Annotated in this window: 18 protein-coding genes; 6 read left to right on the forward strand and 12 right to left on the reverse strand. The window is 67.9% G+C overall.

The features are described from left to right. Positions 1 to 663 precede the first annotated feature (663 nt). Together WMF14_RS30830 and WMF14_RS30835 are read right to left on the reverse strand one after the other, a co-directional pair. Positions 664 to 912 (reverse strand): hypothetical protein, encoded by a 249-nt coding sequence (locus WMF14_RS30830; protein ID WP_437791981.1) that lies wholly within the window; start codon positions 910 to 912, stop codon positions 664 to 666. Positions 913 to 2,741: 1,829 nt separating this feature from the next. After that, the gene (locus WMF14_RS30835; RefSeq protein WP_437791984.1) at positions 2,742 to 3,593 is read right to left on the reverse strand and encodes a hypothetical protein; all 852 of its coding nucleotides are present in this window, start codon (positions 3,591 to 3,593) and stop codon (positions 2,742 to 2,744) included. 799 nt (positions 3,594 to 4,392) lie between these two features. On the opposite strand from WMF14_RS30835, the gene WMF14_RS30840 reads away from it, so the two are divergent. Continuing rightward, positions 4,393 to 4,788: a GNAT family N-acetyltransferase gene (locus tag WMF14_RS30840; protein WP_437791986.1), complete on the forward strand. Its 396-nt coding sequence runs from the start codon at positions 4,393 to 4,395 to the stop codon at positions 4,786 to 4,788. A 20-nt stretch (positions 4,789 to 4,808) separates the two neighbouring features. On the opposite strand, the gene WMF14_RS30845 is transcribed toward WMF14_RS30840, so the two are convergent. Then, a complete protein-coding gene (locus WMF14_RS30845) occupies positions 4,809 to 5,102 on the reverse strand; it encodes a hypothetical protein (protein ID WP_437791989.1) in 294 nt (97 codons plus the stop codon). 46 nt (positions 5,103 to 5,148) lie between these two features. On the opposite strand from WMF14_RS30845, the gene WMF14_RS30850 reads away from it, so the two are divergent. After that, complete coding sequence (locus WMF14_RS30850) at positions 5,149 to 5,529, forward strand: FG-GAP repeat domain-containing protein (RefSeq protein WP_437791992.1); 381 nt, start codon at positions 5,149 to 5,151, stop codon at positions 5,527 to 5,529. 986 nt (positions 5,530 to 6,515) lie between these two features. Here WMF14_RS30850 and WMF14_RS30855 read toward each other — a convergent pair. From WMF14_RS30855 to WMF14_RS30865, 3 genes are read right to left on the reverse strand one after another with little or no spacing between them, the layout of a single operon-like run. After that, positions 6,516 to 7,148, reverse strand: coding sequence for a HupE/UreJ family protein (locus WMF14_RS30855; protein ID WP_437791994.1), 633 nt, complete (start codon positions 7,146 to 7,148; stop codon positions 6,516 to 6,518). A gap of 16 nt (positions 7,149 to 7,164) precedes the next feature. Next, entirely contained in the window at positions 7,165 to 7,620 is a 456-nt protein-coding gene (locus WMF14_RS30860) for a DUF6640 family protein (protein WP_437791997.1), read from the reverse strand. A gap of 44 nt (positions 7,621 to 7,664) precedes the next feature. Then, on the reverse strand, positions 7,665 to 7,934 hold the full coding sequence (locus WMF14_RS30865; RefSeq protein ID WP_437791999.1) for a hypothetical protein: 270 nt from the start codon (positions 7,932 to 7,934) through the stop codon (positions 7,665 to 7,667). Between the two features lie 84 nt (positions 7,935 to 8,018). On the opposite strand from WMF14_RS30865, the gene WMF14_RS30870 reads away from it, so the two are divergent. Continuing rightward, a complete protein-coding gene (locus WMF14_RS30870) occupies positions 8,019 to 8,924 on the forward strand; it encodes a LysR substrate-binding domain-containing protein (RefSeq protein ID WP_437804329.1) in 906 nt (301 codons plus the stop codon). A 527-nt stretch (positions 8,925 to 9,451) separates the two neighbouring features. Here the strand turns inward: WMF14_RS30870 and WMF14_RS30875 are convergent. Further along, entirely contained in the window at positions 9,452 to 11,305 is a 1,854-nt protein-coding gene (locus WMF14_RS30875) for a CotH kinase family protein (protein WP_437792001.1), read from the reverse strand. Positions 11,306 to 11,384: 79 nt separating this feature from the next. Between WMF14_RS30875 and WMF14_RS30880 the strand changes: the two genes are divergently transcribed. Continuing rightward, the gene (locus WMF14_RS30880; RefSeq protein WP_437792003.1) at positions 11,385 to 11,816 is read left to right on the forward strand and encodes an enoyl-CoA hydratase/isomerase family protein; all 432 of its coding nucleotides are present in this window, start codon (positions 11,385 to 11,387) and stop codon (positions 11,814 to 11,816) included. Between the two features lie 761 nt (positions 11,817 to 12,577). Here the strand turns inward: WMF14_RS30880 and WMF14_RS30885 are convergent. The 4 genes from WMF14_RS30885 to WMF14_RS30900 all read right to left on the reverse strand — a co-directional run bounded on the left by WMF14_RS30885 (position 12,578) and on the right by WMF14_RS30900 (position 18,540). Continuing rightward, positions 12,578 to 13,372: a hypothetical protein gene (locus WMF14_RS30885; RefSeq protein WP_437792006.1), complete on the reverse strand. Its 795-nt coding sequence runs from the start codon at positions 13,370 to 13,372 to the stop codon at positions 12,578 to 12,580. A gap of 1,059 nt (positions 13,373 to 14,431) precedes the next feature. Beyond that, complete coding sequence (locus WMF14_RS30890) at positions 14,432 to 14,989, reverse strand: dihydrofolate reductase family protein (protein WP_437792008.1); 558 nt, start codon at positions 14,987 to 14,989, stop codon at positions 14,432 to 14,434. 477 nt (positions 14,990 to 15,466) lie between these two features. Continuing rightward, the gene (locus WMF14_RS30895; RefSeq protein WP_437792011.1) at positions 15,467 to 17,101 is read right to left on the reverse strand and encodes a hypothetical protein; all 1,635 of its coding nucleotides are present in this window, start codon (positions 17,099 to 17,101) and stop codon (positions 15,467 to 15,469) included. Positions 17,102 to 17,775: 674 nt separating this feature from the next. Then, positions 17,776 to 18,540, reverse strand: a complete 765-nt coding sequence (locus WMF14_RS30900; RefSeq protein ID WP_437792013.1) for an SDR family oxidoreductase — start codon at positions 18,538 to 18,540, stop codon at positions 17,776 to 17,778. Between the two features lie 194 nt (positions 18,541 to 18,734). On the opposite strand from WMF14_RS30900, the gene WMF14_RS30905 reads away from it, so the two are divergent. Then, positions 18,735 to 19,670 (forward strand): LysR family transcriptional regulator, encoded by a 936-nt coding sequence (locus tag WMF14_RS30905; protein ID WP_437792014.1) that lies wholly within the window; start codon positions 18,735 to 18,737, stop codon positions 19,668 to 19,670. A gap of 315 nt (positions 19,671 to 19,985) precedes the next feature. Beyond that, positions 19,986 to 20,537 carry a DUF1993 domain-containing protein gene (locus tag WMF14_RS30910; RefSeq protein ID WP_272094507.1) on the forward strand — a complete coding sequence of 184 codons (552 nt, stop codon included), beginning with the start codon at positions 19,986 to 19,988 and terminating at the stop codon, positions 20,535 to 20,537. Positions 20,538 to 20,708: 171 nt separating this feature from the next. Here the strand turns inward: WMF14_RS30910 and WMF14_RS30915 are convergent, their stop codons facing one another. Then, entirely contained in the window at positions 20,709 to 21,389 is a 681-nt protein-coding gene (locus tag WMF14_RS30915) for a dienelactone hydrolase family protein (protein ID WP_437792017.1), read from the reverse strand.

Consider the following 21,389-nt stretch of genomic DNA (forward strand, 5'->3'; position numbering starts at 1 on the left):
CGGCGATCGTGACCGCCGCAGGCCGTGCCTGCCGCGAAGACCGCCACCAAGCCTGTGACGGCTAGAATCGTCCGGAGTCACGCCGCTCTCGAATACCTGGAATGGAGTCCACCTACCTTTTCGAGGTGGTTGCTGAAGCCGCGCCGGGGCCACGCGATCACCGTCTCGGCCGCACGATGGCGAGCACCTCGGTCCAGCGCCACCAGACGCGCGAGACGACGACCCAGAACGCGCCGCGAGCTGCTACGCCGGCCCATCTGTTCCCGTCCCTTTCGGTTGACGGTGCCTCAGTCTCCGCTCCATCGCTCCGTTTCCGGCCCCCGCCACATCGAACCGGACGGGCGGATTTCCCGCATCCGGCTCGCCGCGGAGGCGCCTTCCCTCGGGGTTATGGGTCCGCTCGGGTGGCCCATGCTTTCACGCGGGTCCATGTGACGCGGTAGTCCCCAAAGAGTGCGCGTAGGTAAAAGAAGCCGGATCGCAGCGCGAAGAAGCGTAGCGCAGCAAACCGAAAGGGTGGGGCCGCGAGCGTCGTGATGGCTCGGTCCTGGGTCGAAAGAGCGTGGTCCGGGCGGCGCCGCGCGCGATACGGGGCGCATCGGCGTGCCGTGGGCACATGTCCGTCCGGGCGTTGGTCTGGCCCGGGAGGCGCGTCGCGAGACGCTATGCGGCGTCACCGGGCGCCTTGCGGCGCACAACGGTGCTTTTCCAGTACGGTGGTCCCCGGTTGGGAGAGCGTGCTGGAACATCGGTCGGCTCGCCGAGCGCGCAGAGGAAGCGGACGATGTTCCAGGGCTCAGTGACCATGGCGACGAGCTTCATCCGCCCCTTGCAGGTTGGGCACTCGAGAACATCGATCGCAAGCGAGTCGACGCGAGCGGCGGGCTCGACGTTCGGCCCAAGCTTGCTCACCCGGGTTGGGCCCACGCCTTCCGAGGGGCTGCGATCCGTCGTTACGCCCTCCCCAAATCCCCAGGGATGCGACGGATCGCGACGGTTCGCCCCCGCGAAATCATCCCGCCGGAGATACCGATCGATGACGAGCGGCCGCTGGAAACAGAAGCGATTCTCGTGGCTTCCGCCTGTTTCGCCGCCGAGGGCGGCTCTAATGTGGCCCAACGGGACGCCCTCCGCCGTCGCGCCGCCCGCGGTGAAGGGCCCGCGGCATCACCGATCGGGGTCGGCGCCTGGCCTGGCAGCGCAGCGCCCCAGGATTCTCCTTCGCTCGCCGCCCTGTTGTCGGGCCCCTCGATGCGCTGCCGCCTGTTTCGGGATCGTGCCTGCGTGCCCGCACTCTGCCAGCCCAACGTTGAATTGACCTGCGGCGCGAAGCGCCGTCAGGTCCATTTCTGTGTCGGGTGGTGTCTGGTCGCACATCATGGGATCAGACATCCGAGAGCCGCCTCTTGCCGGGCTGAGAGCCGCCGCTCGCCGCAGTAGCGGTCGTGGTCGCGCCCTACCTCTCCGCCATGGCGCTGCCAGGTCCCGCCGGCTTTCGTCCCGCTGAATCCCCCGCGGAGCACGAGCGGCCCGTGTTGGTCCTCAAGGGCTCTCGCTCTGCTGTGCTGTGAGAGCTCGAGCTTCGTTCATCGCTTGCTGCAAAACCTCATGATGTGGCCAAGGCGCCGCACGCCAATCTGCCAGGAGCGCCGCGAATTCGCCGTATCATCCGGCAGGAGCCAATCGTCTGGCGGCCGCCAGGTGCCGCCATGGCGGCCGCCAGGTGTCGACACTTGAAACCCTCGAGAAAACGGCAGCAAACGGGTTTGGCACGACGAGCGCATGACGCGCGAGCGTGCTTGCGTCGGAGCGATATGCCGAACACGCGGCAGAGTACAAGGCGTTCCCTGGTGCTCCGAGGACGGCGGCACCCGGGCATTTCGCGCTCGGTTGGGGTTCCGAGCCTACGCCGGTCTACTCAGGGATGGGGGCACGCCTCAGTGCCGCAGAAACACTCGAGGGCCACCCGAGCGACGCGCCTTGTCTGCATGGTCTCGTTTTGCTCCTGTCGGCATTCGCAAACATTGTCCTGGAAGCATTGTATCGGGTTGGCGGGCGGCGGCTGCGCGGGCCCGTTGCCCGCGAGGGCAATCGGAATGCCAATGAACAGGGCGCACGCGCCGACGAGAGCGAACAACGAGCGACGATTCTGCATGGTATCCTTCCTTAGCCAAGCAACGGTTAGCTGCCCCCGAGCCGGTGGCGTACGCGACGCTCGCCGACATGCGGCGGCGCGGCCTCGCGGTCGCCGCGGGCGCGCTGCTCCTCGCGCTCCTCGCCGCCGTGGTCACGGCGGGACACGTGACCCGTCCCATCCTGCGCCTCGTCGCGCAGGCGCGGCTCATCGGCGCGTCGCTGGCGCGAGCTCGCGCTCGGCGACGGCTCGCACGGCGCGCGCGGCGACGAGATCGGCGAGCTCGCGACCTCGCTCCGCCGCATGTCCGCGTCCCGGTGCTCCTGCAGATCGCCCTCGGCCTCGCAGGCTGTGGCTGTGGAGTGAAGGCGGCGCCTTTGATGCGTGGATAAGTATTTGAGCGAGCAAACGGTGCGGATCGCCCCCGGAGTCAATCGCGTCTACCTGCTCCAGTACACATATCAAGACCGCGGAGCGTGCGCCCTGACATGCTTCGAGCAGCGGCAGCGCGCCGCGGCATCGAACAGCAGCGCTGTCCCGAAGCGCCGCTCGAAGACTGAGCCGAACTGACGACAGCACGAAAGCCCGGGACAGTGTCCCGCCCGTATCAGGGCGTGGGCGCCGCGGTGAAGACGTAGCGCTCGCCCTCCGGCATTGTCGCGGTAACCTCGTGAAGCACGGTGTCGCGGAAGCGGAGCTCGAGCGCAACGGGCAGCTCGGGATGAGTCGCCGGTACAGGGCCGATCGTGAGGGTGGGCTCATGCCATGCCATCTCGCTCGCCCAAAAGGCACCCAGATCGCCAAAGATGAGCGGCGAAGCGTTGACACCCAGACTCAGCGCGTAGGAGCGATCGGTCGAGAACGCGTCGCCCGGTGCGCTGCTCGGATCCAGGGTCAAATCGTAGCTGCCTTGGTGTTCGCGCAGCGCGGTTCCGAGGCGCTTGTCGTGCGCGAGCCACTGTTGCGAAGGATCGATCCGCAGCCACGCCGTCGGCCCGTACCACGCTGAAACGCCGTGAAAGCGGCCCGCCATGCGATCGCCGGATTCTGCGACAAAAGCGTCCGCGGCATAGCGGTATTCGAGGGCCATGAACGCGAACTCGGCGCGCCCGTTCACGATGCGCCCGGTGAGCGGCGTGCACGGCCCCAAGGGATGGGGCACCCCGTCGACCTCGAGCCCCGAGAAGCAACCCTTCCCGGACAACACGCTGCCGCGCTGCTCGATGTCCACGGCGACCGGGTCTTCAAACCCGAACATGGCCCATGTACCGCTGATGTCCAGCTCTGGTGTTGCGCCAGGGCCGGAGCCGCCGGAGCCGGACGCGCCGGAACCAGAATGCCCCAAGCCGCTCTGGCTGGAGGCGCCCGCGCCCGAACCCGCGCTGCCGGCGTTATCGATCGCACCCGCAGCGCCCTCAATGGGCGAGAGCTCAGTCACTCCGCAGCCGGCGAGCATCATCGCGCTCAGGGCCGTGGCCCACCGCGCACGAGATCCGCTCGATACACCTGTCGAACGCATCGCTCAAAGCTATACGTGATCCGTGCTCGCGTCAAGGTGACCCGGTTCAGCGTCCCGCGCGACGCAATAACGGCGAGACATGACGAGCGGCATCGCTCAGTCGCGCCCGGAACCGGCTGCTGACGAGAACCGTTCTGCCGGAACGCGCTATCCCTATGTAATAAAACCGTCCAACTGGATGTCGTGCGGTACCCTGTGAGCCTGCGAGGGCTAAGAGCACCTAACATTACCCCGCTGACGTCGCTCGTTTGCCCGCTCGCTTGAGCGATGCGGAACGTGCGACAGAATAGAGCGTGGGTAAGCTGTTGGTGCCGGACGAGCTCTGGGAACGAGTCGAGCCTCTATTGCCGAAAACGGAGCCGAAGCCCCAGGGCGACAGGCGGCGTACGTCTGATCGGACCGCCCGGAGTACGCGTGAGGCGACCCGCATGCTGTCTTGGAGCCTGCGTTGTGGTGGTCGCCCCGTCGGGCGCTACGGCGTGCTCGCCGGGCACCACGCTGGAGATCGTGTTTCCGGACGGGGCGTTCGTGCGCGTGCCGGCGACGTCCGACGAGGATACGCTGGCCCACGTCGTTCGTGCGCTCGGAGGCATACGATGATCCCAGCCTGAGCGTCCCCGATCGCGTTCCCCTCCTCCGAAAGCACTACCGATTTGTCCAGGTGCAATCGGGGTTGCTCGGATGGCAACCGTTGTGAAGCTTAAGCTCTGCCCCTTGGACCGCGCCTCCCCATGCATTAATGGCCAGGCTTGGGTCCCTGTCGCTGCCCCACATTCCGTCTCGTCGTCTGGCTCGCTTTCGGCCTGCTAGCGCTGGTTCTCGCCTGCTCCGGTCCTGCGCCACCTCGGCTGCCATCTCCGACAGTGCCGGCCTAGGGCGGTGGCTCATTCGTGGTCTGGTTGAGCTTGGCGTTCAGGAGCTTGGCGTTGGCGAATGCTCCTTGTTCGTTGCTGCAGACAACACGCCCGCGATTCGGCTGTATCGGAGGCTGGGGTTCGTGGAAGCTCGGTACCCAGAAGACGATGCCAGCGTCACATCACTCGTGTACATGGTGGTGCTTGCAGGCAGGCTGACAGAGCTGGGCCTGTGTGCCGAACAATGCGCTGCAAGCGACGCGCAGAACGCGCGCACTTGAGATCGAGCGCCGGTCCGCCGTCAGAGCGGATCGTCGAGGTCGTCCATCGCCAGCGACAGGTCGTCGCTCATCTCCTTCAGCTTCTCGCGGTCCTTCTCCAGGAGCACCGCATGCGCGGCGCGGGCCTCGTCGCCGAGGTTGCGCGCGGCGAGCACGTTCTCGAGCAGGCCACGACGTGCTAAGCGCTCGGAGATGGCTTCGGGAATGGGGTTATTGTGCTGCACACCGCTCGACTTGGTTATCGCCTGCGCGGCCGAATCCTCGCGCGCGCCCGTCGACGCGGGCACCGACGCGCCGCCCGCGGGCACCGTCACCGCGCCCTCACCGCTCCCGCGTGAGGCCGCCCTCGACGCACGCTTCGTGAAGATCACGCTGCACCGCGAGTTCTACTGCGAGGGGGCGAGCTTTGCGGACTTCAATCACGACGGGGTGACGGATGTCATCGCGGGCCCGGATTGGTACGAGGGTCCGGGGTATGGCACGAGCCATCCCGTGTGGCCGAGGGAAGCCTTCGATCCGCACGGCTACTCGGATTGCTTTTTCGAGTTCCCCTACGACTTCGACCACGACGGGTTCACCGACGTCCTCGTCGTCGGCTTTCCGGGGATGCCCGCGGCTTGGTACCAGAACCCGCGCGGCGGCGACGCGCTCTGGGCTCGTCACGACACGCTGCCGTGGCCGATCGACAACGAGTCGCCCGTGTTCGCCGACATCACCGGCGACGGCGTGCCTGAGCAGTAGCGATTGCCATAGCTTCCGCCTGTCTGGGCGGGACCTGGTGCACCGCCGCGCCCTCCATGGGTGATCCCTGAGGGACATCGCGCGGAGCTGCGTCAGCGCGTCGGCGCCGCCGCCCCGCGGCGCCATCCGCCGACCGGCTCGCTGCGCGCGGCAAGGAGCCGAAGGCCGCCCGTGCGCTCGACCGCGACCATCCTGCGGCCGAGCGCCTCGGCGGCGAACGGGCCGCCCGGTGACTCGGCGAATTACGCATCGTACCAAGCCATCGCCGCCCCCGGCGAGCCGCCGTCTTCGACGGGCTCGGTCATTCAGTACAATCCAGATGATCGCTCCAATGCCTTCGATGCCTCCGGCGCGATGATCGCGCAGCCGCCGCAGGTGATCCTGGGCCACGAGATGACTCACGCCCTGGCCCTTCGGAGGGCACCCACCGGTACGGCACGGATCCGAGCCCGCCCGCCTCCGAGCCGGGCATCGAGCAGGAGGAAGCCCAGGCCATCGGAACGGGCAGCCACGGCGCGGACCCAGCGTCGGGGAGGCCGTCTTCGGCATAGTTCGACCTCCGCACTGGCAAATCAGCCGCACAGGCGCGGAGGCGACGCGTGTTGCTCTCGTGACCGCCCGGGAAACGCCTCAGCGCTCGTTGCGCTTTCGCCCGGCGGCCCTGGGGGAGGGAGCGCGGTCTGCGGCGTGCTGCAGGAGCGGGCTCACCTCGCTCGGTTGGGAGAGCGTGCTGGAACATCGGTCGGCTCGCCGAGCGCGGAGAGGAAGCGGGCGATGTTCCGGGGCTCAGTGACCATGGCGACGAGCTTCATCCGCCCCTTGCAAGTGCCGCATGGGTCGGCCACGACGTGCGCGACCGCATGGCGCGCGCGGCCGCATGGCGTGTCCTGGGTGCCGACGCTCGCGCACCATTTCCATCCAGTCGCTGACCGCGTGGGCGCGCGCCCTCTTCGCCTTACGCATCCGTCGCGGCGAGCCGCTTCCAGTCAGATGCCGGCCCCGCGCACCAGAAGGACCATCCCCGTCCCCATCACGGCGGCGCCGGCATAGCGCAGCCCCCGCGACAGGGACTCTCGACCGGCGGCGAGCTCGCCGAGGACGAGACCGCAGAGATGAAGCACGGTCGTGCTCAGCAGAAAGCCCAGGGCATACAGCGTCGGGCTGACCGCATGAGGCATCTCCAGGCCGTGGGCATGTCCGTGAAAGACACCGAACATCGCCACGCATCCGGAGAGCAGGAACGGTGAGGAGCCACGGGTCGTGGTGACGATGCCGAGACCGAGCGCCGCGACCGACGCCGCGATGCAAAGCTCACCCAGGGGCATGGGCCATCGCGCCATCCCCAGGAGGCCGCCGACCAGCATCGCGGCGACGAACGTGGCGGGGATCCGGAGGAGGTGCTTTCCGCCGAGCTGCGAGCTGACGACACCGACGCTCACCATCGCGAGCAGGTGGTCCGCGCCGAACACCGGATGGAAGAGGCCCTTCAGAAATCCCGCATCGGCGCCGCCCGGGTGCGCCCAGCTCACGGAGGGCCACGAGACGAGCATGGCGACGAGCAGGGCGCGCGCGCCGGGACAAGAAGCCCATCCCATCGTGTTTTGGATCCTGGATTTCATGAAGCGCCTCTCCTCGTCAGGCGTTCGCCACGCGCGCTGCCGTCGATGCAGGATCGCTGTGGAAGAGCTTGTAGGCGAGCGCCGCGAGCAAGAGCTCGGTACCTGCGATGAGCACGTTCGGGTAGAGCGGGATGCCCGCGACGACCGGGAGCGGCACGTCGGGTCCCGCGAGCAGGCTGGTCCCCGGGATGAGCCACGTAATGTAGAAGAAGGGCGTCCAGATGATGACGACGATCCAGGCCGCCACGTTGAACCCGACCTGCGGCTCCATGGACCGCCGCCACACCATCCACAATCCGACGATCGTCACGCCACACAGGATGAGCAGCATGAGGGCGTCATGAAAGCGCGCATGCTCATGCCATGCAGGGTTGAACAGGTGGGTTTTATTCCAGTCCACGCCGACAGCGACGATGGCGCTGCTCGCCAGAACGAACGTGAGAACGACTCTTCCCAGGGTACTTCGGTTCATGGTGATAGGCTCCTGACTCTCGTTGGTTGAATAGCCCGCTTTTCTCATCGGCGCGGCCACCTTGCGTTGAAAATCACAGTAACTTGCTTCTGCGCGGTCTGGATCGCTTCGCGCGGCGATACGGTGGAGCTGATGATGTTCCCGGGGATGAGCACGATCTCGGGAGCGTCGACGCGCCCTGCCGCGCTGGCGTCATTGAGCCGGCGGGCACGATCGATCCGCTGTGACGAGCCACCCATTTCCCGCACACCGGTGACTCCGTTGGCTATCAGCATTGGCCAGTAGGTGGCGGGCGCGTCGGCCAGGAAGACCATAGCCGCCCATTCACAAGAATAACAATATATTGATCCAATCGATCGATTTGATCTGCTGATTGATCCATGGTACGGTCGAATGTCGTGGACCTACGACACCTTCGCTATTTTCTGGCCGTCGCCGAAGAACGCCATTTTGGCCGCGCCGCGCAGCGACTGCACATCGTTCAGCCGGCGCTGAGCATGCAGATTCGGGCGCTCGAAAGCGAGATCGGCGGCGCGCTGTTCGTGCGGACGAGTCGGCGCGTGGAGCTGACCGAAGCCGGCGCATTGCTGGTCGTCGAGGCGCAGCGGGCGGTCGCGCAGGCGGAGCGGGCCAAGGCGATCGTCCAGCAATCGCTGCGCGGCGACATCGGCAAAGTTCGCATCGGTTACGCGGGCAACGCGATCCTCACTGGCAAGATGACGGACCACCTGCGAGCGTTCCGCAAAGCCCATCCTGCCGCGGAGATCGAGCTGCGCGAGATGCCACCTTCGAGGCAGGCGGAAGCCGTGTTGACCGGCGAGGTTGACGTCGGCTACTGCTCGGCGTTCGCTCTCAAGGTAGATCCGCGGTTGAGCGTCCAGCCGATCGGCGCCTGGCCGCTGGTGGTCGCGATGGCAGAGGAGCACACGCTCGCGGCGCACAGGCGCGTGACGCCGAAGATGCTCGCCGGAGAGCCGCTCATCATGTTCCCATCGGAAGAGGCCGGTGGCGACGTGCTGAAGAGATTGATTTTCTTGATAGGACGCGAGCCGCGCCGGGTCCACCGCGCCGACACCACCTTGAGCATGCTGTCGTTGGCCGGCGCAGGCCTGGGCGTGGCGCTGGCTCCAAAACCGCTGATTCAGGTGAAGGTTCCCCGCGTCGTCTATCGTCCGTTCGTCGCCCCGAAGAACGTCTTCGCCGAGCTGCACCTGATCGGCCGCGCTGACGAGACCGCCGGCGCTGTACGCGCCTTCGTGAAGCTAGCATCCGGCTCCTCGGATCGGGCCACCTCACGGTCGTAAGCTTCCTTTCGTCGATGTCGTCGTGCACGCACAGAATGGACACCCTCGGCTACCGATGGGCCGACCTCCACGCTGCTGCGGGCTGTCTTCGCAGGCCCCGCCGCGCGAACGCGTCGAGAGGAGGCTCGGGTCGGTGCAATCGGCATCATGGGTCCAGGCGCCGCTTCGGCTGCCTCATTCCATCCAGGGGGTGCGATCCGTCGTCACGCTCTCCCCAAATCCCCGGGGAAGCGACGGATCGCGACGGTTCAGCGCCGCGGAACAGTCCCGCCATAGAAGCCGGGCGATGACGAGCGGCCACCGGAAACAGTAGATATTTCATCGTTTTCGCCTGTTGCGCGCAGAGGGCGGCTCCGGTGTGGCCCAACGGGGCGCCCTCCTCCGTCGCGTCGCCTGCGGTGAAGGGCCCGCCGCATCACCGATCGGAGTCGGCGACTGGCCTGGCGGCGCAGCACCGCGATCACGGTGCGGGTGAGGCCACGCGCGGCCAGCGCCGTCCTGCCGGGCGGAGCAGAATCGGCATCACGTCAGAATAGACCGCGTCCGAGGACGGTCGCCTCGAAGGAGCCCGTGACCGGCGCTCCCGACTCCGTCGAGGCCTCGTCGAAGTGGATCTTGCCGTCGCCGAACAAGCCCGTGAGCACCGGCTCCGACTGCGTGTAATCAAGCGCGAACGCCATGACCGATTGCCAGTCGTACGGGCCCTCTTTTCCGGCGGCGAAGACTTCCGGGTCCACGAAAAACACGAGGGCGCGCACCGTCCCGTCGGGGAAGCTCCCGACGACCGTCACCTGGGCGCGGCCGCTCGTGATGGACTCGACCCCTGGCTCGGAGCCTTCATAGCCCGCCGCGGAGCCGACGGTCCGGGCCGATTGCGGGTCATCCGCAGGGAACGCGGCGTCGAACGTCCCCGTCCCCGCGGCGAAGGGATCCGGCTCGGTGAGCGACCCCCACGTCGTCGAGAACGTGCCCTTCACGGTCCCGACCGTCGTCAGGCACGCGGTGGCGGGCTGCGGGAACGTCCACGCGGGGGGCGTCGGCGCGATCTCGGCGGTGATCGTGGCGCGGCGCCCGCTCACGAAGCTCCGTATCGCGTCGGTCGCCCCCCTCACGGCCGCCGCGTCCGCGCGCACGTACGGCGCGAGGAGCTCCTCCATCCGGTCGATCTCGAGGAGCAGCGCGTCCTCATTCCAGGCCGTCTCGAGGAGGTCCATCATCGCCTCGGCATAGGCAGCGCGGAGCTCCGGGGTCTGGTAGAGCCGGTTCGCGATGGCGCCCTTTGCCGAGACCGACTGCGGCCGCCCTGGCGGGCCGAGCGGGTCGTCCGCGTCGAATGACATGTCGGGGCCCCACGGCAAGAAGGACATCTTCCCGGACGCCGGGTCGAAATACACGAAGTGGTTGTTCGTGTTGCCCGCGTAGCCGTCCCACGCGCCGATCAGCGACTCGGTGGCCCAGTACCGCCGGAAGGTCTCGATATCCAGGACCGCGCCGAGCGTCGCCTCGAGCTCGGCGTCGCTGGCCAGGAGCGCGGCGGAGACCGCGTCGAGCTCGCTCAGGTCGGGGTCGTCCTCGTTGGTCTTCTTTTCGTACGTGGCGGTCCATCCGTCGCGGAAGTCGCTGACCTGGCCCTCGTAGAGGTCGCCGCTCGCGTCCGTGAAATGGCGCTCGAGGAGGCGCTTCCCGACCGGCTCCACGTGCGCGTAGATGCCGAGGTCCTGCCCGTTGACGGTCACGTGGGCGAAGTTGCAGCGCGAGGCGGGCAGGCCGGCGTCGCGGAAGACCTTGAACGCGAGGCACGTCTTGATCAGCGAGGGATCCTGACGGGCGTTGTTGAGGGTCATCCCTTCGAGGCCGGCGTACTCGCGCCCGTCCACGTATTCGTCGAAGCTCACCTTGAGCGACGGCTTCGACAGGCTGGCGGAACCGAGGAAGCCCTTCTTGCGGACGGACGACATCTCGAGCGTGGTGCCGTCGACGGTGACGGTCGCGGGGAACTGGGTGTAAGGGCTCCTCTTGGGGCCCTCCATGCAGCCCTCACCGATCACCTCCGAGACGTCGCGGGACTGGCGGCGGAGCGTCTCCCAGTCCTCGGGCGCCAGGGTGATTCCCACCTCGATGACGTGGTCGGGATCGAACATGGCGTCGCTCGGGTCGGGATCGGGTGTGTCGGGGCCGCCGCCGTCGCCGGACGGGCCGCCGCCGCCGGAGGGGCCGCCGCCGTCGCCGGGGGGGCCACCGCCGGAGGAGGCGTCGGGGGTTTCGCCGGGCGTCTGCGGCGGGTCGGAGCCGCACGCGGACGCGCCGAGGGCCAGCGCCAACGCCATCACCGAGAGCATGCTGCGTGCACGAACGAGCGTGGTTGTGTGTTTCCGTCCCATGAGACAAGCGTCTAGCACGTCCGGCCGCCTCCGCGGGGCCGCCTGACACGCGATCTTGCGCCATGAGCGGCGCTGCGCGATGCATCTCGCGATGCAATGCGTCGAGGTGCTCACCCGTGACGGCATGGCCGAGATCACGCTGAACCGACCCAAGGTCAACGCCATGAACCAGGCGTTGCTCCGTGAGATGACCGACGTCTTCGGGCGGCTCGCGCAGGACGACGCCGTGAGCGGCGTTCTCGTCCGCGGCACCGGACAGTGCCTGTCCGCGGGGCTCGATTTGCACGAGCTCGCATCGCTCGATCGGGAGAGGCTCTCAAGCTTCCTCGACGATTTCGACGCCGCCTTCGGCGCGGCGTTCCGCTTCCCGGAGGGGGTGCGATCCGTCGTCTCGCTCCCCCCAGATCCCCGGGGAAGCGACGGTTCACGACGGTTGGCCCCCGCGGAACAGTCCCGCCAGAGAAACCGGTCGATAGCGAGTGGTCGCTGGAAACAGCAGCGATTTTCGTAGTTTCCGCCTGCTTCGCCGCCGAGGGCGGCTCCGGTGTGGCCCAACGCGGCGCCCTCTTCCGCCGCATCGCCCGCGGTGAAGGGCCCGCGGCATCACCGATCGGGGTCGGCGCCTGGCCTGGCGGCGCAGCGCCGAGGGATTCTCCTTCGCTCGCCGCCCTGTTGCCGGGCCGTTCGATGCGCTGCCGCCTGTTTCGGGATCCTGCATGTGTCCCCGCACTCTTCCGGCCCAACGACTGGAGCTATGGGGTGTAGAGCGTCAATAAAAGTTGCCGTCGCCTGACAACCGTTTCCGCTACCGGCTCACCCTTCGCCGCGCCGCTTTCCTTGGCACCTTAGCCGACTCCTCGCTCTGTCGCCGCTGGCGCAGAGAGCGATGTGTCGCCAAAGATCACCGAGGGCGTGGAGGTCGACTTCAACATCATCATGGTGCACCACTGGGATCGGCTCTTCGGTGGGGCGTTGCTCGCGAAGTCAAGGCGCCTCCCGTGGGCTACACCTCTGCGCCGAACGTTCGAAATCGATGAAACTCGGTGCAGAAAGTGCCACGCGCGGATCTGCATCCTCTGTGCGATCACCGAGCGCGCCACGATCACAAAGATCCTCGAGCACCTCGGCATGCCGGTGGATCCTTCGCCGGTCAAGCGAGGGAGAGACCCTACCTGGAGCGAGGCCCCGCTCGGGCGCGGATCAATGGATGACCTCGCCGACGGGCGCTTCCATGTCATTTCAAGGACTTGCGTCCCTAATTCCACGGCGGTGCTATGGGTCACATGGGGAGACGTGGATCGGGAACGTGAGAGTAGCCACGCCTCCGAGCCCGTCGCCAACTTCCACCCGCAACAGGTAATCGCCCACGATGCTGGGAGTGAAGGTCTGGCATTCCGGCGATTCGGCCGTGCAACCTACGATCGCCGGAGCGCCCTGCATCAGCGAACCCGGGCCGGGTCCTGACACGACCGAGAACGAGAACGAGAGGGCATCACCGTTCGGATCGACGGCGTTGACCCTGATCTGCGCCGCCTGGCACAAGGTGATGAATTTGCTCTCGGCGATGAGCAGTCCTGTGATCTGCGGCGGATCATTGAGCACGACGACCGCGTCAAGCCCGCCCATCTCGGCGCCACTACACTGTGATACGAGGACAACCTCGTTCGTCACGTTCGGCAACACCGTCACTGTGGCCTCGACTCGTCCACATTGCACGGATGGCGTGCCGAACGTGGTGACAGGGATGGCGCACAGTCGGTAGTCGCCGACTGGCAACACGAATAGTGCGTCTGCGAATGCGTGTGCGCCGGAGCCGGGTGGTTGGAGCGATGGTGGAAGGACCTCCGTTTCCAGCGCATTGATGGCCTGCGTGAGCGGATTATCACAAGACTGGGCAAGCGTCGCGACACGAAAATCGATGGCTGCCACATCGTGCTGATTCGCCATCGTCAAGGCGGCAGTGACGTTTCCGACCCCCTCCTCCTGGCTCGGTGCTTCCCCGTCGCAACCTGCCAGGGTCACCACACACAACAACCAGCAAAGGACGAATGGCGTTTGCTTTTTCAAAAAAAGACCTCCTGAACAACGCTCCCAACTTTCCTCGTCGGCCGCGCGCTTCCGGCTGAATCAGGCCTTGGAATTTTGTTAACCATGCGTGACTTTTAATGAATGTCAAGCGTCACGAAGCGGGCCAATGTCAGCCGTGCTCGCGCCGCCCCGGGCGGGGCTCAAAGCCTGGTACGGCCCAGACGGCATGGCTCGATCCGTGATCGCTTTGACGCTCGAGTGGTTGAACGAAGAGCGCGCTGTGCGCCGAGGCGCGCTCAGCACGGCTGCGGCTTGCTACCGTCGGCGCGACCTTTCTCTCCCCTCCTGTGCTGGCACCAGGCCGAGCAGCCGGCCGATCGCCTCGTGAACGATCCGCGCCGCCTCCTCATCCCCAAGGACGACGGCGCGGTTCAGGGTGCCGGCGAGCGAGGCAACCACGACGGCCCGAGGCGACGCGTCGGCCGACGCGAGCTTCCCAGGATCGAGGCTCGCCGGTTGGGCCCGGGTTGGGCCCACGCCTTCCGAGGGGCTGCGATCGATCGTCACGCCCTCCCCAGATCCCCGAGGAAGTGACGGATCGCCACGGTTCGCCCCCGCGGAATCGTCCCGCCAGAGAAACCGGTCGATAGCGAGTGGTCGCTGGAAACAGCAGCGATTTTCGTAGTTTCCGCCTGCTTCGCCGCCGAGGGCGGCTCCGGTGTGGCCCAACGCGGCGCCCTCTTCCGCCGCATCGCCCGCGGTGAAGGGCCCGCGGCATCACCGATCGGGGTCGGCGCCTGGCCTGGCGGCGCAGCGCCGAGGGGTTCTCCTTCGCTCGCCGCCCTGTTGCCGGGCCCTTCGATGCGCTGCCGCCTGTTTCGGGATCGTGCCTGCGTCCCCGCACTCTGCCGGCCCAACGACGTGCGGATCTGCCGCCGCGTGAAATGCGACCGGCAGCATCCGCTGGTTGGGCAGCTTGGATGAGAACAGCGGATCTGCGCCGGTGGCTGGGGATCGCGCCGGCTTGATCGAGATCCAGTCCGCGCCAGCGGACGCGCGGTTCGGCCCGCGAGCTGGGCGCGATGGGGCTCCTCTGAGTCAGCGCGCGCGCCGGTAGTGCATCGCCATCGCGCCGCAGCGGAGCGGCTTGGCCGAGACCAGATCGAGCCGCCGCGTGGCGGGCAGCCCGCTCTGGTACAGGGTCGGGCCGTGGCCGGCGAGCGTGGGGTGGACGAGGAACTTGTACTCGTCGATGAGATCCAGCCGATCCAGCTCGGTCGCGAGCTTGCCGCTGCCGAGGAGCACGCCGGCCGGGGTCGCGTCCTTGAGCTTCTGCACGCCCAGGCGCAGGTCGCCGGCGATGGGGTGGCTGTTGGTCCACGGGAAGTCCTTGCGCGTGGACGACACCACGTACTTCGGCTTGGTCTCCAGCTTGGCCGCCCACTCGCGCAGCGCCGGAGGCGCCTCCTCGTCGCCGCGGGCGACCGCCGGCCAGTAGCTCTCCATCATCTCGTAGGTGACGCGGCCCCACAGCATCGCGCCGCTCTCGTCCATGAGGCGGGTGAAGAAGGCGTGCGTCTCGTCGTCGACGATCCCCTCCTGGTGGTCGACGCAGCCGTCCAGGGTGACGTTGATGGCGAAGGTCAGCAGTCCCATGCGGCGAGTCTCCCTCGGAACGAGGCATCGGTCAATGTTGCGGTAGTGCCATGCGCACCGCGAGGCTCTCGGCTTTGTCGTCTCGCAAGACCCTCGAGTCCGTGGTGTCGCAAAGCACAGGCCCAATCTGACGTTCTGGCAAGATGTGCAGCTGCAGGGATGCCTGAGTCCCCCCTACACTAGGTGAGACGTTTTCGGTAGCGGCCCAGGGGACAACTCGGCTCACCTTCGAGGAGACTTGGGTCTCCTGCGTCGCCAAGGTTGGTTTGTCGACCGCCCGATAGCCGCCCGCTGGGCGTGCCATCGGGTTACGCCGTCACCCGCAGCTCTTCGCGGGTGGCCACCTCGACGTCGACCCCTGCGCCCACCACGCAGACGTCGGCTTCGATATTCGTCGCATTCATCGCGCGAACATACAGGAAGCGCGCAGGTTTGTCCTGGCCCCCCGCCTGCGCGCTCCGAGGATGACGCGCAGGATCAGCCGCCTCCGTGCCCGACCACCACGATAATGTTGTTGGTTCCGGTGTCGACGACGTCGGAGGCGTCGAAGACTTTCGCCGTGCAGGACTGCGAGCCAGGGCCCAGCAAGATGGGCTGCCCGCTGAAGTTGGCGAAGTTGTTCAGCGTCAGCAGGTCGTTCGTGCAGCGCAGCGGCGTGCCCAGGATGATGTTCGGCGCGCCCACGCTGATGCCCAGCGGAGCGCTGCCCGACAGCACGTTGTGGTCGGCCACCAGGCCGTTGCCCATCAGGTGCTCGATGAGGCTGCTGCCAAAGCCCGGCGCCGCGTCGATATGGTTGAAGCGCACCGAAGGCTGGAGGTACGGAGGCGCCCCGTCGAGCTCGCTGAGGTCCGCGATGAACAGGGACGACGCGTTGAAGCCGCCTGTCGCCACCGCCTGGATCTTGTTGTGGGCGAAGCTCACCGTCGAGGGCTCCTTGGGCCAGCCGCCCGTCTGGGTGAGGCTCTGGCCCGCGATCACGCCCACGGCGTGCGCGTTCGAGTTGAGGAAGCGGTTGTGCTCCACCGTCACCGGCGCGTTCGACGGGCTCAGCAGCAGCGTCCCGAAGGCAATCTGAAAGGGATCCGCCGCCACGCCGCGCCCCGAATCGTCGAAGACGTTGTTCTCGATATCGGCGAACGCCTGCGGGTAGACGTCCTGCGGCGGAAACGGGAAGCGGAAGGCGCTTTGGGCCTCGAAAGCCGCCAGGGAGGCGGGCGGCGACAGGAGCGTCTCCACGGCCACCGAGTGCAGCTGGGTATGCTCGAAGTCACAGTTCTTCACCGTCACGAGCCCGTTCACCGGGATGTGGTCGAACTCATTCCAGCCACCGACGGCGGTGCCGGGCGTGACCGGCAGCCACTGTTCGCCGCCGATGAACACCAGGCCCCCCATCAGATTGCTGCCCAGCGTCGGGCTCAGGATCTGGCCGTACACGCCCACGTTTTTGATCGACACGTCGTAATGCTCCACCTCGAAGTCCTGCGTCGGGTCGTAGTTGCCCTTGGATCCGGTCACCAGCACGGCCGCCCACACTGGCCTGACCTCGGTGCCGTAGTACGTCAACGTGGGCCCCTCGCCCTCGACGGTGAACGACAGATTGCGCAGCGTGAGGTTCGTGCTGGTCAGCTGCCAGGGCGTCTTGCGCGAAGGCGGCTTGTTGAAGACCGCCAGGATCGGCGGATAGCCCGGTGGGAACAGCCGTTTACGATACGCTTCATTCAGCAGGGGGAACACGTAGGTGCCGTTCGCGGCGCGGCCGCGCGCCACCAGCACGGTCTCGTTCATGCCGGCGCCATGCACCTCCGCGTCCAGGCCCTCGGCCGCCAGCGTCTCGCTCACGTGAAACGTGCCGGCGCCCAGCGCGATGCGGCCGCCGCGCGCCACGTTGTTCAGCGCCCATTGCAGGTTCCTCGTGTCGGTCGCCATGCGCTTGAAATCGTCTTGCAGCCCCACCGGCGTCACCCGGATGACCGTGCCGTTCCCCACCACCTGCACGTGGTCGGGATCGGGAGGCACGGGTCGCGGCATGGCATGCGTTGTGGCAGCGGTGAGCAGCACGAAGAGCGCCGCGCCGACGGCCTTGGGGGTACCTTCGTTGACTCTCGCCATTCTTCACCTCCGCGGTGCTTTGCCTGATACTCCCGGCTGCGGACGGGCCAAACGATGCCACTCGGCGGCGCCTGCGCCACGCCACCTTCGCCGTACTTGCGGGTCGTTCGCCTCCTGCTCCGGGTGCATTCGGAGCCTGACGGGACGTCGGGATCGTCAATTTAACGCGAAATGGCTCCGTGGCACGAAAGCTCCATGTGCTCGGTCACCTTGACAACGGCGGCCGATCGCGCGCCGCGACCTCGACCCGTCGGGCACCTTCGCCAACGGCGCCGCGCGCGCTAAGGGGCGCATCGGCGTGCCGTGGGCACACGTGTCCGTCCGCGCGTTGGTCTGGCCGTCCGGGCGTTGGTCGGGCCCGGGAGGCGCGTCGCGAGACGCTATACGGCGTCACCGAGCGCCTTGCGGCGCACAACGGTGCTTTTCCAGTACGGTGGTCCCCGGTCGGGAGAGCGAGCGCGCAGCGTTGCAGGAGGAGATCATCCGGGTGCAGCAGAGCCGGCTAGCGGAGCTGTCCACGCCAATGATCCCGATCACCGAGCAGGTGCACGTCGCGAGCTTGTGTCCGCAAGCGCGCAGGAGCCCGCGCGGCCGCCTCTCCTCACGTCGGCCCGGCGGGGCGCGCCCCGACTCCCCCTCGCCTCCTCGCCTCGACTCCCCCTCACCTCCTCGGGTCAGGTGCGCGTGATGGAGAGGCCGCCGTCGACCAGCGCGGCCGTCCCGGTGACGAAGGAGGCGTCGTCCGAGGCGAAGTAGAGCACGGAGCGGGCCACCTCCTCCGGGGTCGCGACGCGCTTGAGGGCGTGGAGGCTCGTGATGAACGCCTGCGACTCCTTCGTGCTGTTCGCCTCGTGGTACATCGCGGTGTCGACGGCGCCCGGTAGGATCGCGTTGACCCGCACGCCTTGCGGCCCGAACTCGGCGGCGAGGGCCTGCGTCAAGCCGATCAGGCCGGACTTGCTCGCGGCGTACGCGGCGGTGCCCGGGAACGCGACGGTGTAGCCGACGAAGGTCGAGGTGAAGATGACCGACCCTCCGCCGTGCTTCAGCATCGCGGGGATCTGGTGCTTGGCGCCGAGGAACGCGCCGGTGAGGTTCACGGCGAGGGTGTCGCGAAAGCCGGCCTCGGAGACCCCGGTGCTGGGGCCACCCTCGCCCAGGACGCCCGCGTTGTTGAAGGCGATATCGAGCTTGCCGAACTTCTCTGTCGCCCGCGCCACGAGGGCCTTGGCGTAGTCTTCCGAGCGCACGTCGCCGGCCAGCGCGGCGGCGCGCCCGCCGCTCTTCTCGATCTCGCTCACCAGGCGCGCGAGCTCGCTCTCGCGCCGCGCCCCGAGGATGACCTTCGCCCCCTCGGCGGCGAAGAGCTTGGCGGTGGCCTCGCCGATACCAGCGCTTGCGCCCGTGATGAGTGCCACCTTGTCTTGCAAACGTCCCATGATCCTTCTCTCCTGTCCGGCGCGCGGCGTCCCAGGGGCCGAGTGACAGACGGTCAGCGTTGCTGCTCGAAAGAGGGGAGAGGGCGCCGCCATCAGCCAGCGCGTCAGCCCCTCTGACAGGCGAGAGGGTAGAGCGCGGCGCGCGTTCGCAGTAGGCTCCCGTCGGTGGAACTGGATTTCGGAAACGCCGAACGATGAAGCTCGAGGGCATCGCGACGTTCGTGGCCGTCGCCGAGGCGCGATCGCTCAGCGAGGCGGCGCGGCGCCTGCGCCTGTCGAAGTCCGTCGTCAGCGAGCGCCTGGCCGAGCTCGAGAAGAGCGCGGGCGCGAGCCTCATCCACCGCACCACGCGCAAGCTGTCGCTCACGGAAGATGGGGCGGCGTTCCTGGAGCGGGCGGTCCGGATCGTCCGCGAGGTCGAGGACGCGACCGCCGATCTCGCCGCGCGGCGCGGCACCCTGGCGGGCCCCCTCCGGCTGTCGGCGCCGGTGACCTTCGGGCGCATGCACCTCGGCCCGGCGCTCTACCCCTTCCTTTTGCAGCACCCGAGGATCGAGCTGACGCTCGATCTGGATGACCGCCGCGTGGACGCCGCCGCCGCCGGCCACGACGCGGTGGTGCGGCACGGGCCCATCGTCGACTCGCGCCTCGTGGTCTGGCGCCTTGCGCCGAGCCAGCGCGTCCTCGTCGCTTCGCCGGATTACCTGGCGCGCCACGGCGCGCCGGCGTCCATCGCCGAGCTGGAGAAGCATCGGGGCATCTTCTACACGAACCGCGGCATCGCCGACTGGCGCTTCCCGGGGCCGGACGGCGCCGTGCTCGTGCGGGCGCGCGTCGGCCTCCGCGTCAACAACGGCGACATGATGCGGGACGCCGCCGTCGCCGGCCTCGGCGTCGCTCTACTGCCGATGTTCATCGTGGGCGCGGCGCTCAGGGCAGGTGAGCTGCGCGTCATCGACGTCGGCGCCCAGCCCGAGCCCGAGTTCATCTTCATCGCGCACACGGAGGGGCGGCGCCCCTCGGCCAAGCTCCGCGCGCTCGCCGACCATCTCGTCACCGCCTTCGGGAAGCCGCCGTACTGGGATGAAGACGTGGGAGAGAAGAAGGGCTCCTCCGCGAAGCCGAAGTGAACCCGGAAGACTGACGGCCCTTCCGCCCTCCCGTCTGCGGTTCGCAACCCACGAAGCGCTCGACGCCGCGCACCTGCGGGGTCTGCTGCGCGACCCGCTCGTGGATGTTCGTCGACGTGCGGCGCGGCGCCGCGCGCTCCGCGCCGAGCAGCTCGAAGCGCTTGCGAATGACGACGACGGGGCGGGGCATATCCCCGGGGGGCGCCCGGACAGGGTACTCTGGGCGCCGCCGGGCTTCGGCTTCACGACCTGCGTGCGCGCCGACGCGAGCGCGGCCGAGAGGCCGCCGACCGACCGAGACCCAAGGAGACGCCCATGACCATCGCCCTGCACAGCCTGACGACCGGGACCTTCGTACCCTTCCTGCGCAACCTCTCCGCCCTGTTCGACAAGGCAGCGGCGCAGGGCCACGACGGTGCTGCGCTCGCCCAGATCCGGCTCGCCCCCGATATGCTGCCGCTCTCGATGCAGGTGCGCTTCGTCTGCGACCAGGCCCGCTTCGGCGTCGCGCGGCTCGTGGGCGAGGAGCCGCCGGCGGTGGCCGAGGCCGACGCCGACGCCGACCTCGCCGGCTTCAAGGCCCGGATCGAGCGCACCATCGCCTACGTCGAGTCCGTCGCGGCCGACCGCTACCGGGGCGCGGAGACGCGCACGATCGCCTTTCCGCTGGCGACCGACCTGGCGGTGGAGTTCACAGGCGAGCAGTTCCTGCGCGACTTTGCGTTCCCCAACTTCTATTTCCACCTGGTCACGACCTACGACATCCTGCGCAACCAGGGTGTCCAGATCGGCAAAGCCGACTACCTGGCCCACATCGGCTACGCGCTGCGCGGCACCCCGCCTGCCGAGGGAAGCGGGCGGCAGTAACCATCAACGGTCGCCCCTCCGGCGGACGCACGAGGAGGCGCCCCCCTGTGCCACCGGCGCGATACCGAGGGTCGCACCGCCGGCGTCGAGGGCTCGATCGTGGGCCCGTTGACGCTCAAGATGCCGGCCGCTCCGACCCGGCGTAGCCCTCGCCCGGCACCGCCTGACGCGTCAGCCAATGTGCGTGTGGAGGAACTCAACCGTGCGCTGCCACGCGAGCGCGGCGCTCTTCGGCTCGAACTTGGACGAATCGGTCGAGCGCATGAACGCGTGGCCGGCGTCGTAGACGTAGAGATCCATCTCGCCTCCACCGGAGCGCGCCGCCTTCTGGATCTCTTCGGCTATGGAAGGGTTCGCCCAGTCGTCCACCTTGGCGTAGTGCCCGCAGATGGGCGTCTTCACCTCGGCGAACTCCTCCGGTGCGATCCGCGGAAGACCGTAGAACGGGACCGCCGCCTCCAGGGCCGGCCGCACGTAACGTGCCGCAGCGAGGGTGAGCGCGCCACCCAAGCAGAAGCCCGCGACCGCGACCCTCCCGTTGCACCGGGGATGCGAGCGCAGGTAGCCGACCGCGTGGCCGAGCTCACCTACGGCCTTCTGGAAGTCGAAGGCGCCGATCAGCTTCGCCGCCTCCTCGTCGTTCTCGGCGAGCTTGCCGTGATAGAGGTCGGGGGCGAGCGCGAGGAAGCCCGCCTGCGCGAACTGCTGGCAGTGCGCTCGCATCACCTCGTTGAGGCCGTGCCACTCGTGGACCACGACGAGCCCTCCGACCTTGCCCGAGCCAGGCGGCTCGGAGAGGGCGCCCTTCATCTGCCCCGCGTTCCCCAGCGAAAACGTCACCATCGTCGTCAT

It is taken from the genome of Sorangium sp. So ce693 (genome assembly GCF_051521375.1).
Lineage (GTDB): Bacteria > Myxococcota_A > Polyangia > Polyangiales > Polyangiaceae > Sorangium > Sorangium atrum.